The sequence below is a fragment of the Paraliobacillus sp. PM-2 genome (assembly GCF_001368815.1).
Lineage (GTDB): Bacteria > Bacillota > Bacilli > Bacillales > Amphibacillaceae > Paraliobacillus.
Genome location: NZ_CTEI01000001.1, coordinates 583,430 through 600,603, shown reverse-complemented (window position 1 = coordinate 600,603; position 17,174 = coordinate 583,430). Strand labels below are relative to the sequence as shown.

12 protein-coding genes are annotated in these 17,174 nt (G+C 37.0%); 1 reads left to right on the top strand and 11 read right to left on the bottom strand.

The features are described 5' to 3' along the window. Nucleotides 1–141 precede the first annotated feature (141 nt). Complete coding sequence (nagE, locus tag BN1058_RS02690) at nucleotides 142–1,593, bottom strand: N-acetylglucosamine-specific PTS transporter subunit IIBC (RefSeq protein WP_090852495.1); 1,452 nt, start codon at nucleotides 1,591–1,593, stop codon at nucleotides 142–144. Nucleotides 1,594–1,966: 373 nt separating this feature from the next. Then, nucleotides 1,967–2,446, bottom strand: coding sequence for a PTS sugar transporter subunit IIA (locus BN1058_RS02685; protein WP_090852491.1), 480 nt, complete (start codon nucleotides 2,444–2,446; stop codon nucleotides 1,967–1,969). A 568-nt stretch (nucleotides 2,447–3,014) separates the two neighbouring features. On the opposite strand from BN1058_RS02685, the gene BN1058_RS02680 reads away from it, so the two are divergent. After that, on the top strand, nucleotides 3,015–4,247 hold the full coding sequence (locus BN1058_RS02680; RefSeq protein ID WP_090852488.1) for an NRAMP family divalent metal transporter: 1,233 nt from the start codon (nucleotides 3,015–3,017) through the stop codon (nucleotides 4,245–4,247). Nucleotides 4,248–4,285: 38 nt separating this feature from the next. Here BN1058_RS02680 and BN1058_RS02675 read toward each other — a convergent pair whose 3' ends face one another. The 9 genes from BN1058_RS02675 to BN1058_RS02635 all read right to left on the bottom strand — a co-directional run bounded on the left by BN1058_RS02675 (nucleotide 4,286) and on the right by BN1058_RS02635 (nucleotide 17,167). Next, nucleotides 4,286–6,841: a beta-N-acetylglucosaminidase domain-containing protein gene (locus tag BN1058_RS02675; RefSeq protein ID WP_090852485.1), complete on the bottom strand. Its 2,556-nt coding sequence runs from the start codon at nucleotides 6,839–6,841 to the stop codon at nucleotides 4,286–4,288. Nucleotides 6,842–7,034: 193 nt separating this feature from the next. Continuing rightward, nucleotides 7,035–9,248, bottom strand: coding sequence for a beta-N-acetylglucosaminidase domain-containing protein (locus BN1058_RS02670; protein WP_255306960.1), 2,214 nt, complete (start codon nucleotides 9,246–9,248; stop codon nucleotides 7,035–7,037). Nucleotides 9,249–9,586: 338 nt separating this feature from the next. After that, nucleotides 9,587–10,408 (bottom strand): IS3 family transposase, encoded by an 822-nt coding sequence (locus BN1058_RS02665; RefSeq protein WP_255307037.1) that lies wholly within the window; start codon nucleotides 10,406–10,408, stop codon nucleotides 9,587–9,589. A gap of 44 nt (nucleotides 10,409–10,452) precedes the next feature. After that, nucleotides 10,453–10,797: a helix-turn-helix domain-containing protein gene (locus BN1058_RS02660; protein WP_090852482.1), complete on the bottom strand. Its 345-nt coding sequence runs from the start codon at nucleotides 10,795–10,797 to the stop codon at nucleotides 10,453–10,455. A gap of 169 nt (nucleotides 10,798–10,966) precedes the next feature. Next, nucleotides 10,967–11,929, bottom strand: coding sequence for a carbamate kinase (gene arcC / locus BN1058_RS02655; RefSeq protein ID WP_090852479.1), 963 nt, complete (start codon nucleotides 11,927–11,929; stop codon nucleotides 10,967–10,969). Nucleotides 11,930–11,933: 4 nt separating this feature from the next. Beyond that, on the bottom strand, nucleotides 11,934–12,809 hold the full coding sequence (locus BN1058_RS02650; protein WP_090852477.1) for an oxamate carbamoyltransferase subunit AllH family protein: 876 nt from the start codon (nucleotides 12,807–12,809) through the stop codon (nucleotides 11,934–11,936). A 5-nt stretch (nucleotides 12,810–12,814) separates the two neighbouring features. Continuing rightward, nucleotides 12,815–14,077 carry a YlbE family protein gene (locus BN1058_RS02645; RefSeq protein ID WP_090852474.1) on the bottom strand — a complete coding sequence of 421 codons (1,263 nt, stop codon included), beginning with the start codon at nucleotides 14,075–14,077 and terminating at the stop codon, nucleotides 12,815–12,817. 78 nt (nucleotides 14,078–14,155) lie between these two features. After that, on the bottom strand, nucleotides 14,156–15,898 hold the full coding sequence (fdrA, locus tag BN1058_RS02640; RefSeq protein ID WP_090852471.1) for an acyl-CoA synthetase FdrA: 1,743 nt from the start codon (nucleotides 15,896–15,898) through the stop codon (nucleotides 14,156–14,158). A gap of 27 nt (nucleotides 15,899–15,925) precedes the next feature. Beyond that, a complete protein-coding gene (locus BN1058_RS02635; RefSeq protein WP_090852468.1) occupies nucleotides 15,926–17,167 on the bottom strand; it encodes an MFS transporter in 1,242 nt (413 codons plus the stop codon). Between the last annotated feature and the right edge of the window lie 7 nt (nucleotides 17,168–17,174).

Below are 17,174 nucleotides of genomic sequence, written 5' to 3'. Positions count from 1 at the left end.
CGCCTACAATGTTATAGAAAAAGACACCTCATTGTTTGGAACAATAAATATCCCTTTTTGACGAGGTGTCTTAAACTACTACATATTAATAATCAATCTTTAAATGAAGCTAATCGCTTCGTTTATAAACGTACAATTCACTTATACGCGACGAATTTTCTTAATTTCATCTGCAACGAATTGAACTTGTGTACCAACAATAACTTGAATACCGTTTTTACCAACTACATTGATACCAGCTACACCAGTATTTTTAATTCGTTGTTGGTCAACTTTATCCATATCTTTTACTTCAAGGCGAAGTCTAGTAATACAGTTGTCAATTGAAGTTACGTTATCATCTCCGCCTAAACCAGCGTAAATTTCTTTTGCCATTGCAGCAAAATCACTATTAGAAGAACCTGTAGTGCTTCCTGCTGTTTGTTCTGGATCGTCGTCTTCTCTACCTGGTGTTTTCAGGTCCATTTTTGTAATCAAGAATCTGAAAATTACATAGTAAACAACTGCAACGACTAAACCTTGAACAATCAACATGAATGGAGCGTTAGCTAATGGTAATCTTGAACTTAAAACAAAGTCAACAAAACCGGCACTAAAACCGAAACCTGCAGTCCAATTAAACAATGATGCTACAAATAGAGACAAACCTGTTAAAGCTGCGTGTACAACATAAAGTACTGGTGCTAAGAACATGAATGAGAATTCAAGTGGCTCTGTTACACCTGTGAAGAAAGATGCTACTGCTGCCGCTAATAATAGAGAAGCTGCAGTTTTCTTTCTGCTTGTCTTAGCAGTGTGGTACATAGCAAGTGCTGCTGCTGGAAGACCAAACATCATTACTGGGAAGAAACCAGCTTGGTACATACCTGTTACACCTTTTTCACCCGTACCAGACCAGAAATTAGCAATATCATTGATACCTGCAACATCAAACCAGAACACAGAGTTTAATGCGTGGTGTAAACCAGTTGGAATTAACAAACGGTTGAAGAAACCGTAAATACCTGCACCAGCTGCACCTAAACCACTGATTGATTCACCAAATGAAACCAATCCTGTGTAGATTACAGGCCATGCAAAGAATAGAACTCCAGATACAGCTAACATGGAGACTGCAGTCGTGATTGGAACAAGACGCTTACCACTAAAGAATGCTAATGCATCAGGCAATTTCACATGACTAAATCGATTATACATAATAGAAGCAACAATACCTGATAGAATACCAACAAATTGGTTATTGATTTTACCAAATGCTGCGTTAACTTCTCCAGCTTCTACACCTTGTAATAGAGCAACAGTACCTGTTGATAGTAGTGTAGTTACAACTAAGAATGCAACTAAACCACTTAATGCAGCAGAACCATCTCTATCTTTTGACATCCCTAAAGCTACACCGACAGCGAACAAGATGGACATATTATCAATGATTGATCCACCAGCTTTAATTAAGAATGCCGCAACCGAACTATCTGCACCCCAACCTGAAGGGTCAATCCAGTAACCGATACCCATTAGAATCGCAGCTGCTGGTAATACAGAAACTGGAAGCATTAGTGAACGGCCAATATTTTGAATATATTTCATTACCATGAGTATTCCTCCCTATAACTTTCTTTTTTTTAATCATTTTTTTTTAAGCCTACAAAATAAAATAAGTACAAAAAACCGTTAATTATAAAGCGCTGTCAAAAACAATACTTGTAATAAATGTACACTGCATTTAATCCCCTGACCCCAGAGCTATAATGTAATAATAGTTTTAATTAGTCATCAATTTTCTCTCATAGAGTGTATGGGGGCATACCATAATACCATGAAAATGCGCTTTATAACCCTTTGAGAAACCTACAACTTCTACACTTAACAACCAATCATCATCTTCCTCGGCGTTATCACCCCCTTAAATGTATTGAATATTTTTCGTGTATGTCAACTAAACGCTTACACTTCAAAGATTAATAGATTACTTTACTGATAATAAAACGGTTTCGCCTTGCTTACATGTTTTTTCTGATGTCACATTATATTCTTTATCATTGCTACTATTTGTGATCACGATTGGGGTAATAATACTTGGAACACTTTGTTTTAGAAAAGCCCAATCCACTTCCATCAATTTCTGTCCAACAGAAACTTCATCACCTTCATTAACAAGTACGTTAAACCCTTCACCTTTTAATGAAACAGTCTCTAACCCTACATGAATTAAGATCTCAGTCCCATCGTTTGTTTGAATACCTATCGCATGTTTGGTTGGTGCAACTTGCACAATTTTCCCTTCAACAGGAGCTGTTATATCTCCTCCGTTCGGTGAAACGGCAACACCTTCTCCCATCATCTTTTGACTGAATACTGGGTCTGGTACCTCTTCAATTGGAACAATTTGTCCATTAGATGGCGAATAGATATCTAAGCCTGATTTCTTAAATAAATTCTTAAGCATTATGTAGTACTCCCTTCAAACAAAGTATTTAACAGATTAAAAAAGGCACGGAGAAATAAAAGGATTGTTACATCCTATTTATTTACTCCATGCCTGATCGAGTCAGTAACATGTGAGTCCATATGTAATTACATGAAAACGTAGTCATAAAAGATAAATATAATCAATAAAGACTAGTTCAAATTAGTTACTATTACTTATTTATACAACTAAAATGAATCAAAGTAATTATTTGTTATCTTTATAATACAATAAAATTTTATAGTTGTCTATACCTTTAATCAGATTAATTTTATAATTTTTTATAATGGGACAAGGTGCCTGACCCCCTGTCCCGATCATTTAAATTTTAATGTTTTTGTAATGTAAGCGTTATCTTTTTTTATTCGATTGTAATTGTTAAATTGATATGATTCATATAAGGTTTCATTTTGTACAGAAAGGATGGTCTTAAACCGTTTAGTTTTTATCTAGAAATATGTATCTATTTTCTAAATGAATTTATATTCCAAGCAGTTCCTTTCAATTTATCTATTTCATTTAGTATGACAGGAAAGGGATGAGTCGTATGAAATTACATGTCAATAAAGAAGAGCAAATAGAAAGCAATTCTTCTTCTGTCAAACAAAAAATTAAAGTTATGTTAGGTGCATCATTTTTAATGGCTACCTCAGCCATAGGCCCTGGCACAGTGACACAAGTTGCTGTATTTACTGAATCTTTACTTACAAGTTTTAGTTTTGTCATCTTAATATCTGCCTTTTTAAATATTGGTGCTCAAGTAAATATATGGCGTATCATTTCGATTGCCAAACTAAAAGGGCAAGATATAGCCAATGCTGTATTCCCTGGATTAGGGTATTTTATCACTTCTTTAATCATTCTTGGCGGTATTGCCTTTAATATGGGAAATTTAGCCGGGGCTGGTTTAGGATTAAATGCACTCACAGGGATAGATGCTAACATCGGATCAGCTATCACAGCGCTTCTTTGTATATTCATTTTTTTGTCCAAAGAAGCAGGGTTTGCAATGGACTTTGTTGTAAGATGGTTAGGTCTTTTAATGATAGTGTTAACTGGATATATTGTAATTGTAAGTGATCCACCTATTGCTGAAGCAACATTACGAACCTTTGTACCATTAGAACTAAGTTTTTATTCAATTATTACAATTGTAGGGGGTACAGTAGGCGGGTTTATCACATTTGCGGGTGCACATCGATTACTTGATGCTGGAATAAGTGGACCTGAGAATCTTTCTAGAGTGACTAAGTCTTCTGTATTTGGGATAAGCGTTACCGCTATTATGCATATCCTTTTATATTTAGCCGTTTTAGGGGTAGTATCCAAAGGGTTTTCATTAGATCCAAGTAACCCGACAGCTTCTGCTTTCTTTTACGCAGCCGGAGAGATAGGTTATCGTTTGTTTGGGCTTGTTTTATGGGCAGCTGGAATCACTTCTGCCATTGGGGCATCTTATACAACTATCTCATTTTTTACAACCTTTCACTTAAAATTAAGTAAGTATCGAAAACTTTGGATTATTATTTTTTTAATTTTCACTTGTTCCGTTCTTATCTCGATCGGTCGTCCTGTATTATTGTTGATCTTAGCTAGTTCATTTAATGGCCTAATTTTACCTATTACATTAGCATCGATACTTCTGGCAGCACATAATAAACGTATTATTGGTGATTATAAGCATCCAATATGGTTAACCATTTTTGGCGTGATTGTGGTCATACTTACTACTTACTTTGGGGTAAATACCTTAATCGAGACACTACCACAATTATTTTAAAAAATGGGACGAAGGGGCTGCCCCCTCGTCCCATTTATTTATTGTGGATTGGTAACAAGTACAACATTATCTTCTATGCGAATGGTCTTACCAATTGTTGCATTGTCTCTTAACCAATCATTTGCGTGGATACTTAGTACATAGCCGTTTTCTGGAATGATAGAGTTACTTCCTCCTGCTTTTACTACTTTTCCATCTACCACTGTTACTTCATATCCCCATTGATTTGTTCCAGTACGTTCTCCGTATTCTGGTGTATACTGAATTAATTCTCCTCCACCACGAGGTTGATTGACACCGTCTAACATACGATAGTCAACAACATTCAAATCGCTCCACATACTATCAATTAAGAATGGTTTAATCACTTGATCGCCAACTTTTTGTGGCATCTGATAAGCTTCCATCATTAATTGATATAATTGATCTCTGTAATCACTTACTGTTTCTTCATCTTGTTTTTTCGCCATTACATATTTCACAGCGACTTCACCAGCTTCACCGTAAACATCTAAATTATTTAGATAATCTTCCATACTATTCAAGAATGCTTGATTATCTACCTTTTGGCGAATGTTTTCAGGGATTTGTTTCAATTCTACAAATTGTTCAATTAGCATTTCTGCTTCATTATTTACATCATTTGCTTTATAAGCATCCCAAAACTGATCAATAGATGGATCTAACGTTAATTCTAATGGAGCTAATTCTAATGCGCTTTTAATTAGGAAAGGTTTAATGACACCTGTACCCATCTTTTGAGGGATTTCCTCCGATTGATTAAACAGACGTATTAGCTCTTCTCTATACTGATTAGCTTGTTCTGTTTCTTCATTTTTTGTTGCCATTACATATTTCACAGCAACTTCCCCAGCTTCACCATATACTTTTAATTTCTCTAAATATGGATCAATTTCTGATAAGAATTTTTCATTCTCCATCTTTTCATTTAATATATTTGGAACATCTTGCAGATACGTAAACTCATCAATCAAATCAGCGGCTTTTTCATCAACATTTTCACCTGATACATAGGCTTGCCAGAATGCATCGATTAATGGCTTTAATGTTAATGATTCTTGATCATTGATTGGAGAAGAATAGGAATTTTCTGCAAACGCTGTTAACGCTTCTACTGCATCTCCACCAAATGATTCAATGCTTCGATTCCAAGAATCTTTTGGATCATAGTTAAATGGATTCCATGTATAGTCAGCAATTGTGAACAATGGAATTTTGGATGCTTCCGCTTCATTCATTGGATTTGCCGTTACTCCGTTAACCCCATGCTCTGTTAAATGCTTATCTCTGTTTACCAGTGGGCCAAGAAATAAACTATTACGATCGAAATCATTTACTGGGTAATTATCCCACAGAAGTAAGTCATGTTTGAAAACGTTATGCGCTTCCTCTGCTCCTTCTGCTGTGACTTGTTCAGGTACTACTTTTGAACCTGTCCACATAACAACCGTATCTTGGTTTAGTAACTCAGCAAAACGCTCACGATAAAATGTTGTTCCATTACCAGAATACTCTGTAGGTACCGTGATTAACCGCTCTGCTCCTTCATGTGTTTGTATGAATTCTTCATTGAAACGGTTTAACAAGTAAGCATGAGCAGCCGCAACTGGCTCTTCATCATCACCGAATTTTTCGATATCTGCTTCACAATTCAACGTTTGACTAATATCATCCAGGAAAATAGCGTAAGAGGTTACACCTAAATCCCACATCTTTTCCATCTTCGCAGTTAACAATTCAAAATCTTTGTCACCGGAGTAGCATATGGTTTCACCTGGAGATACAGAGAAAGTGAACTTCACATGATTTTCATTTGCTTTGTCAATCAGCTCTTTAAGCTTTGCTAGTTCCTCTTCTGGATACGGTTCTCTCCAGTCTTCACGATGATATGGATCATCTTTTGGTGCATAGATATACGTGTTTAATTTGTTCTCACCATAAAATTCAATTTGTTTTAAGCGATCTTCATGTGTCCAAGGTGGACCATAAAAACCTTCAATTGATCCTCGAATTGGCATTTCAGGCCAGTCTCTTATTTGCACTTGGGGAATCCAGTTTCTACCCTTTTTCTCTTGAATTAATTGTTTAAATGATTTGACCGCATAGTACGTTCCAGTCTGGTCTTTCCCTGCTAGCACAATTTTATTTTTGCCCGTAGCGAGTACATAACCTTCTTCTTTTAATGCTTCTGGTCCATTCACATCCATGTTTTCTAACACATTTGCAGATGCTTCATTTTCTGATGGACCACCTACCCAAATCGTAACCGGAGTATTTACTTTTTCACCCGGTTGAAAACGATTGATTTTTTTGACATCGGAATCTTTCAAAACAGCCTCTAGCTCATTTACAGCGTGTTCATCCGTCTCTTCTCCAACTACGATGCCTACGCGTGGTGTTAATGGGAATCCTTTATCTCCCTTTTCCATCTCCTGAGGTGTAGGATTGATGTTGATCTCACCCACATCCTTTGCTGATGCTTGGTTTACTCCTGCGAATACAGACACACAAGCTAGTAAAACCATACCGCATAATGCAATCTTTTTATGAATACTATCGCATATACTACTCATTCTCCATCTCCTTTACTCATAGTCTATTATTTTAATCTCAAACTTGAGCGCTTGTTTCACCAGATAACTAGTCTGTAATCACTCAAGCTTGAGATCATATTCTGATTATTACTATTTTCTACCTATCTAGTAATATAGATAGGTGAATAGTTAGATATAGCAGTGAAAAGCTATTCTGAGTTCTTTTGCTAACCTATTCGTTTGTGGTATCATTTTCATCTTCAGGCGGAGTAATGAGAACTTGGCCGTCAACAATACGCACTTCAGATCCAATGGTTGCATATTTGTCTAGCCAATTCTTTTCCATCCAATTGCTGTTGTGAATACTTAGTACAAAACCGTTATCAGGGATTACAGAATTGTTTCCTCCTCTTTTTACAACTACACCATCTTCAACTGTTACCTCATACCCATACGGATTAGATTGCGTTGTGTCTCCGTGTTCAGGTGTATATAAGATTAATTCATCTGCTCCACGATAAGTGTTTATACCGTCTAATGATCTTATTTTTACATTGTATCCCCAAATACTTTGTGCAATGAATGGTCGAATGACTTCATCACCAATTTTTTGCGGCATGTCATCGGTTTGCTGTAATAGAGATTTTATCGACGCTTTGTATTCTTCTTTTTTCTCTTCGTCATCTGTTGTTAGATGTTTGACAGCTAGCTCCCCTGCTTCTCCAAACAGTTTTAGCTTCTCTAAGTAAAGCTCAACCTCTGATAGAAACTTCTCGTTTTCCATCTTTTGATTCAACTCAGCAGGTACCTGCTGTAAATATTTAAACTCTTCGATTAGCTTATTCGCTATTTGTTCTGCGCCATTATCTGAATCATCTGATAAATAAGCTTGCCAAAATGCTTCCATTAACGGCTTTAATGTTAACGATTCTTGATCGTTGATTGTAGAAGAATACGTGTTTTCTGCAAAAGCTTTTAACGCTTCTGCCGCATCTCCACCAAATGATTCAATGCTTCGATTCCAAGAGTCTTTTGGATCATAGTTAAATGGGTTCCATGTATAGTCAGCAATGGTGAACAATGGAATTTTGGATGCTTCCGCTTCATTCATTGGATTTGCCGTTACGCCTACCACACCGTGTTCTGTTAAATTACTATCTCTTTTCACTAATGGACCAAGGAACAGGCTATTACGATCGAAATCATTTACTGGGTAATTGTCCCATAGAAGTAAGTCATGTTTGAAAACATTATGCGCTTCCTCTGCTCCTTCTGCTGTGATCTGTTCGGATACGACATCCGGGCCAGTCCACATGATAACGGTCTCATTGTTAAGCAAATCAGCGAATCGCTCGCGATAAAGTGTCGTTCCATTTCCTGCGTATTCCGTAGGTACGGTAATTAAACGCTCTGCTCCTTCATGTGTTTGGATAAACTCTTCGTTAAATCGGTTTAACAAGTAAGCATGCGCAGCGGCAATTGGATCTTCATCATCACTAAATTTCTCTACATCTGCTTCACAATGTAACTCTTGACTAATATCATCCAGGAAAATAGCATAGGATGTTACACCTAAATCCCACATCTTTTCCATCTTAGCAGTTAGTTTTTCAAAATCCTCGTCACCGGAATAACAGATCGACTGTCCAGGTGATAGAGAAAAGGTAAACTTCACATGGTTTTCATTCGCCTTGTCAATCAACTCTGTAAGCTTTGCTAGCTCTTCTTCTGGATAAGGTTCTCTCCAGTCTTCCCGATGATATGGATCATCTTTTGGTGCATAGATATACGTGTTTAATTTGTTTTCACCATAAAATTCAATTTGTTTTAAACGATCTTCATGTGTCCAAGGTGGGCCATAAAAACCTTCAATTGATCCTCGAATTGGCATTTCAGGCCAATCTCTTATTTCCACTTCCGGAACCCAGTTTCTACCTTCTTTTGCTTGAATAAGTTGTTTAAACGATTTGACTGCATAGTAGGTTCCAGTCTTGTCTTTCCCTGCTAGCACAATTTTATTTTTGCCCGTAGCAAGTACATAACCTTCTTCTTTTAAGGCTTCTGGTCCATTCACATCCAAGTTTTCCAATACATCTACAGATGCTTCATTTTCTGATGGACCACCTACCCAAATCGTCACTGGCGTATTTACTTTTTCACCCGGTTGAAAGCGGTTGATTTTTTTGACATCGGAATCTTTCAAAACAGCCTCTAGCTCACTTACTGCATGTTCATCTGTCTCTTCTCCAACTACGATGCCGACGCGTGGTGTTAGTGGGAACCCTTTATCTCCCTTTTGAATTTCCTGTGGTTTAGGATTGATAGTAATCTCACCCACATCTTTTGCTGATGCTTGGTTTACACCTGTGAATAAAAACACAAAAGTTAGTAAAGCCAAACTTGAAAACAACATTTTTTTCGAGAAATCAACTAAATTAGTATTCACACTTTCCCTCCTTTGGATTTTTATACTATGAAACTAAATTTTTCACTTTCATTCTATTCAAGGAAAATTACGTTGTCAACATGTGGTTAACAACCCATATCATCGTATTTTAGCGTTCATACTATGACACACCTGCTTTTAACTTAATTCCTTTTTTTTTCGAAAAAGCGATATTTACCCTCTAATCCCTAATTTTCCTTTATCCTTTCATCACACTGTTTAATATATGCATTCGTAGCCGTATTATGCTATCTGTATGTCGATAGAAATTTTCGTGATTTGGGACAGGGGGTCTGTAAGCATACCCCTGTCAAGTAGACACAAAAAGTTTGGGGTCATTATGCTATTCTCTCTTTGTATTGTACCGGCGCTAATGATCCTAAGCCTTTTTGTCTTCTTTTGTTGTTATAGAAATCTATATACCATTCTACTGTACGATAAACTTCTTCTTTGGTTCTCGGCTTCTGAATACGAATAGATTCCTCTTTCAGTCGGCCAAAAAAGCTTTCAATCGGTGCGTTATCCCAACAATTACCTTTGTTAGACATACTCTTTTTCATTTGATATGATTTTAATTGATAAGTGTAAGCATAAGACGTGAATTGATGCCCTTGATCACTATGAATTAAGGTATCTTTCACGTCTCCTTTTTTTGTTGCTATCTCTAAGGCTTTCAGTACCAATGCATTATCATTCTTATCACTAATGTGATAGGAAACTATTTCATTATTATATAAATCTAAAATAGCGCACAGGTATAGGCGTGTACGACCTACATACAAATATGTAATGTCCGTAGCCAACTTTTTAAATGGTTTATCTACATCAAACTCTCGATTGAGGATATTCTCAGCTGTATTTCCCTCTTGTTTATACTTGTGTTTCTTCCGAAAACTAAGAGCCTGAATATTCATTTCTTTCATCAGTCTATAAACACGTTTATGATTAACCTTCTGTTTGTAGCTTTCTTTAATCTCATCCGTAATTCTAGGATAACCATAGGTATAGCTTGTTTCTTTATATATTTTTGAAATAAGTTTCTTTAAACTCTCTTCGTCTTTTTCTTTCACAGTCATAGGCCTTGATTTTCTTTTTTTCCATTTGTAATATCCACTTTTGGATACATTCGCTATTAAGCATAAATCAATAATAAGATAAATAGCTGCTAGATCATAAATTATCTTAAATTTATCCTTAGCTCGTTTTACTTCTTTCCCTCCTCTCTGAGCTGTATTAACTTTTTTATATAAGCATTCTCAGCTTCTAAAAATGCGATCCGTTCAGCCATGGTCTTGGGATCTTCCCACTTATCTGCAGAAATTGGCTTTGTATTCTTTTTTATTTGTTTTTTACGTTCTATCTTACTTTTTCTCGGTTTAGAATCAAATGCATTAGAACCTTCCTTTTCCACCTTTTTAATCCATGTTCGAACGGTTTCATCACTGGGAATATCAAAAACTCTTGCAACACTTAAATAACCTAAACCTTCATGATCATGGTAATATTGCACAACTTTCTCTTTAAATTCTTTTGAATATCTTTTTGTCATAAAAAATCTCCCCTTATAGCGAAAACATAACACCCAATAATTTATGTGTCTACTATAAGGGGATAATATCACTGACCCCTCTAAACACAAAAAAATGACACTGAATTAAACTTCAGGTCATTTTTTGGATTGGGACAAGGGGTCAGGCACTTTGTCCCATTATTTCTTTTTATGGAACAAGGTGTCTGTCCCTCTCTCCCATATGAGTTCCTGTTGAGCCGTTGATTGCTTGATGTGCTTTGTTTAGGGAACAGATGATGGAATGTCCGTTATTTTCAGCAAACGATAGTGCTGCTTCTACCTTAGGGCCCATACTTCCTGCGCTAAATTCCCCATCAGCAATATATTGTTTGATTTCTTCTACACTAACGTCGCTCAATGCTTTTTGTTTTGGTGTTCCATAATGTACAAACACATGATCAACATCAGTTACAATCATAAATACATCAGCGTTTACTTCTTTCGCTAATTGACTGCCACTTCTATCTTTGTCAATAACTGCTTCAATCCCTTTATACGTGCCATCTTCCTGTTTCACAACTGGAATACCGCCACCACCAGCAGCAATAACGATCTTTTCGTTATTTACCAACTCTTGTATTAATTGACTTCCAATAATTTTCATAGGCTTAGGGGATGGGACCACACGACGATAACCGCGATTACTATCTTCCTTCATGACCCAACCTTTGTCCTGGGATAATTGTTTCGCCTCTACTTCAGAATAAAAAACGCCAATTGGTTTTTCGGGATTAGAGAAAGCGCTATCATTTGATGAAACCTCTGATTCTGTTAATACCGTTGTGACATCCTTGTTTATACCTCGTTTGATCATCTCGTTTCGCAGAGCTTGTTCTAACATATAGCCAATAAATCCTTGACTCTCGGCATTACAAACATCCAATGGAAATGGCGGTACAACATCCTTTGCTTCCTCTTGTTGACGCAAAATATTCCCTACTTGTGGGCCATTACCATGTGTTACAACAATTTCGTGACCTTGTTCAATTAAATCAGCAATGATCTCACAACTTTGCTGAATATTATTTCGTTGTACTTCATACGTTGCTTCTTGTTTTGATTGCAAGATAGCATTACCACCTAGCGCAATCAAAATACGCTTTTTGTTCATTTCACTATTCCTCCTGTCTACCTATTAGTCCAACGTACATACCAAACGACGTATCAAAACCCGAACTATGCCCACTTTCTAATAATTGATTAACAGCAGCCACTAACGATTCATTTGTACTAGATAGAGCATGCATGGTTGATAGAATCGTAGATTGAAATGCTCCTATTGATGCATATTGATAGAACGTTTGACTAACCATTGTCGTTCTGTCTTTGTCTTTAACCTTTTTAATCCCCTTTATAAAAGGATGACGAGGTCCATATTTCCCATATAAAATAGCAGCCACACCAACAAGCACATCATCACCACTTGGTGTAAGACCAACACCTCTGCCAACAAAATAATGGCATACAGCATCCATTTCTTCATTAGAAACATGAGGGGAACAACAATTAATTAATCGTCTAATCATCTTTTGTTCCACAGTTGTTGGTTCCTTCATTTCCCATATTACTTCCATTGCCACTGCTAAATCTGTTGAAAGAATTTTCGTATAACCTCTTTCTAGCCATACCTTTGGAATCATTTGTTTCCATGCTGTTGTAATCTTTTCCCTCTCAATAGGTACAATAGGATCATATGCCTTATCGTCTCTTAATGTAATGGAAAAAAGATCTTCTATTATTAATTCGCGCGGTCCGAAAGTCACAGATGCCCCGATATTTACCTTCTTCGAATAAGGTAAATAGTCTTGACTTGATAAATGAATACCAAACGGTGAGTAGCCATTTTTTTCGGTACCAATAAAAATCAAACGTGATCCTGCTAAAATATTGAACCCCGTTTCATATTTATTAAGTACTTTTCCTTTTGTATCTTTAGAAAGTAGCACAGGGATAAAGGAGCTATATCCCTGTGCAGTTATAATATGTGCCATGTGGCCTATGCTTCAATATTCAGTTTTTCTGCTAATGCTTCAATCGCTTGTTCAAAACAGTTTAATGGCGCACGAACAGTACCTGCTCCTACTTGACCAATACCTGGTTCCTTGTGAGCAATACCTGTATTAATAACTGGCTCAATACCAGTTTCAACAACTTTACGCGCATCGATCCCTAATATTGCCCCTTGGAAATCCCATGTTGGAATTGGGAAGTTAGGATTACGGTCAAATCCTATTTCTGACATTTCATTACTTGTTGATAATGCATCATCAAATCCGCCAGCTCCAACAAATCTTGTTACGGCAGGAGCTGCGATCATTGCAAATCCACCCATTCCTAATACTTCAGCTATTGCACTATCACCGATATCTGGGTTTGCATCTTCTTGCGTATAGCCAGTAAAGAAAAGCCCTTGTGGTGTATTTACCGGTGCAGTAAACCACTGATCACCAGTTCCACTCATTCGGATACCAACATCTTTACCATTTCGAGTTAACGCAGTAATAATGGTACCTGCTTCAATCGTACGCGCTGCATCCATTACCGCTTTACCAGTAGCCATCATAATATTTAAGAAGAATTGATCCGTATCTGCTAAAAATTTAATTACTTCCGAACGCTTCTCTTCTTCCATATCGATTTTTAATAAGTATGGTAATGCTTCTTTTAGAAAAATGAGTGAAGCAGCAATATTTCTCTGGTGGAACTCATCTCCCATTGTGATTGCTTTCGACATCATTACATTTAAATTCAATCCTTCAGGTGTTAGTTTTAATGCTTGTGATAAAGCAGGCCCTAACACATCTTTCATCCATTGAAGGCGATTAACTACTTCTTCACTGTACGCACCAAATCGAAGTACTTTACCAATTCCTTCATTCATTGTACAGTAGGCACGATTTCCTTCTTCACGGTTTTCAACAACAAGCACAGGCATATTGGCAGATGTAATTCCACCCATTGGCCCAACTGAATTGACATGATGATTTGGCATAAACTTAATTTCGCCACCTTCAAGCATGGCGATTGCTTCTTTTTCATCACTTGCCCATTCTTCAAAAAGAACAGCGCCAATACAAGAACCTTTCATCGGACCTGTCATATCTTCCCATGCAATTGGTGGCCCAGCATGTGTCAATAATTTCCCTTCATTATGCTCCGGAATTACTGTATGCGCTGGGACAACATCTATTAAAAATGGTTGGGCATTTTTCATCTTTTCTACAACTGCTTCGTTTGCTTCTTGAATGGTGTTATACATGAAAATTCCTCCTCTGATTTTTCTTTTTATATCATGCTGTTATCCACTAGCAGAAAGATAACAGCATCAATTGATCATTTATTGTAACTTCGCAAGTATTTTTGCTAACCGTTCATTACCGCCAGCAACTGGTTGCCAATCATATTGGACTACCTTTCCACCATGATTGATGACTGTAGGTGCAAATGATGCCAATCCAACATTTACAACACGTGGTTTATTAACTAAAAGATCCATAATTTTTTGAGAAACTTCACTAACTTCTGCTTCTGGTTGTGCAGCTTTCTCTTCTACAGGTAAATCGGTTGTCGTTGTTGGTAACTCCTTCCCAAGTAACTCTAAAGAGGTTTTAACTGCTCTCACATTACTTTCCTCTACGATGACATTAGCCGCAATTAATTTATTTTTTTGTTCTTCAAAAGTTTGAGGGTCTTTCGATGTACCACAGATTGATGTTACAAAATAAAGTTCCTTTCCTTGTTCAGAAGCAATACTTTTTGCATTATTTACAGCTTTCACGACTTCTCCTGCTGGATCATCATGTGAACCATAACCCAATACAGTATCAAAGAGAATCACACCAGTCGCTTCATCACGAGCTGCCTCTTCAATAAATGTATTACGTGTAGATGGATCAATCATCGGATGCGGTTTATTTTTGGTATACTTGTCATCCCCAAGATCAATAACCTCGTGATTGGCTGCTTTTAATAAATATCCTTCTTCATTATTCGATTTTTCAATACCTAAAACTTCATATAATAACATTGCTGCTTCGGACGCTAGTGTTCCTCCTGAATAGAGCCCTTTTATTGCCGTTTGGTTCGCATGTAATGTTAAATTAGGACGTTTTGCTTCATCAAAGGCATCCACCTTTTGTCCTTTTGCTAATTCAATTGCATATCGTGCTGTTTCTTCTAAGGTGTATGCATATTGGATATTTGTTTCATGTGCTTCTGGCTTTTCCCCCATAAACACAGCTACTGCTGGTTTGGATAATCCTCTAAGCTTTTGCACAACTTGTTCACGTACTGCTTTTTCTGGTGGTTTAGAAATCACAACGATTACTTTCGTATTAGGGTCTTGTTCAAGTGCAGCAATTCCATCCAACATCGTTACTGCTCCAATATCCCCTTTTAGGTCACGTCCACCTGTACCAATAGCATGAGTAATACCTCCACCTAGACGATCAATCAAGGATGATACTTCTTGTATCCCTGTTCCAGAAGCCCCTACAATACCGATATTGCCTTCTTCAACGACATTGGCAAAAGCTAATGGCACACCAGATAAAATGCCGGTACCACAGTCAGGTCCCATCACTAAGAGCCCTTTATCATGCGCTTTGTCTTTCAATTCCTTCTCATCTTCTTTGGATACGTTATCACTGAACATGAATACATGTAATCCACGATCTAATGCTTTATGCGCTTCAGTTGCTGCATGCTGACCAGGAATAGATAGTAAGGCCATATTTGCATCTGGTAATTGTTGTAGTGCACGATCCCATGTACGAACATTTTCATAATCATTGGCTGAACCAGATGAGGATTGATCTTGTATAAAACTATCAATCTGCTCTAATACAGTATCGATAATTTCAGGGTCCTCTGTTCGAATAACAATACACATATCAGATGGTTTGGCATCATCTAGTTCTGGTGTATACAGACCTGTATTCTTGAAAATATCCTTGTTAGCTGGTGTTCCCATCATAATAGAAATTTGCTCTACGCCATCCATTGATGAGAGTTTGTTTGCCAGTAACATTAAACTTACTGAATCTTGATATAGATTAGGCTTAATAATGGTGTGTAACATGTATGTTCTCCTTTCATTTATCTAGACTTATACAGTTGTCTTTTTTTCTGTTGTAAATAACATTGCTACAAATCCAATTCCAAGCAGTACCATCGAAACGAAGAAACCAGTTTTCATTGTTCCTGCAACGTCAACGATTGCGCCTGTAATATAAGGTGCCAAGATGGATGATGACATCCCAACAAAGTTATAAATACCAAATATTGTACTATATACTTTTTTAGGTGCATTATCAGCAACAAATGCAATCAATACTGGATCAAGTGCTAACTTACCAGTTAGACCATAAACGATTAAAGCGACAATCATAAGTGGAATACTTTGAATATAAGCAACTGCAAAGATTGAAATAGCAGCAATAGGTACTAAGAAAAAGATTAACGGTTTACGTCTACCAAGCTTATCTGATAAATAAGCAAAAATTAATGCACCAGGTATGGACGCCCATGGAATTAGGGAAGAAATGAATCCAACGTCACTACCTTGAAAACCACGTTCTACTTGAAGATATTGTGGTAACCATGTGATAACCATGAAAAATCCGTATAATGAACAAAAGACCATAATAAGAACGGCAATAATATTTCTATTTTTTAAGAAGCTCCAATCAATTTTCTCTTTCTCCACTGTTGTATTTTCTTCAACTTGTTTATTGGTTCTTCTCTTTTCACGAATGATAAACCAAATCATGATACCGACTAAAACGGTTGGAACGGACATCACATAGAATGGCGCTCTCCAACTATAGCCCATTTCCAATGTTAAATAACTCGAAAGGATATAACCGCCCGAAATACCAATCGCCATCCCACTATTGATAATTGCTGTACCAACAGTAAGGTTTTTCTTTGGAATTGCATCTGATGATAGGGCATATTGCGGTCCGTAGTACGTTCCTTCTCCTAGACCTGTAATCGCACGTGCAATTAATAGAAAAGCAAAGCTAGTTGCGATCCCTGATATAGCTGTAAAAACACCAAATAAGATAAAACCAGGAACAAGGACGTATTTTCTACCAAACTTATCACCTAATGCACCCGACGGCATTTGTAATACGGCATAAGTTAAGAAGAAGACTGAATTTAATAGACCTAATTGCGAGTTGGTCAATCCAAATTCTGCTGCCAAGTTAGGCATGACCGGATTCAATATCGTTCGATCGGCGTACATAATGGCCCAACCTAATGAGAATACAAAAACTACTTTCCACCAGTAAGGAATGAATTCTTTCTTCACTTCTGGTGCGCTATTGTGTTCTAACTGTGACATATTTATC